Here is a 317-nt window from a genome sequence, read left to right on the forward strand (position 1 = left end):
CCTAAACTGTGTTCTCTCCGAGACGGATCCCGAGTAGTGCGGGGCACGTGAAACCCCGTATGAATCCAGCAGGACCATCTGCTAAGGCTAAATACTACCTGGCGACCGATAGTGAAACAGTACCGTGAGGGAAAGGTGAAAAGCACCCCGGAAGGGGAGTGAAATAGAACCTGAAACCGTGTGCTTACAAAAAGTCAGAGCCCTCTTTATGGGTGATGGCGTGCCTTTTGTAGAATGAACCGGCGAGTTACGTTTAACATGCAAGGTTAAGGTGAGAAGCCGGAGCCGCAGCGAAAGCGAGTCTGAATAGGGCGACT

At 51.7% G+C, this 317-nt stretch carries 1 rRNA gene; it reads left to right on the forward strand.

From position 1 onward, the window contains the following. A 23S ribosomal RNA gene (locus C173_RS15145) occupies positions 1-317 on the forward strand; the annotation flags it as partial.

The organism is Paenibacillus sp. FSL R7-277 (assembly GCF_000517965.1).
GTDB classification, from domain to species: domain Bacteria; phylum Bacillota; class Bacilli; order Paenibacillales; family Paenibacillaceae; genus Paenibacillus_AQ; species Paenibacillus_AQ silagei.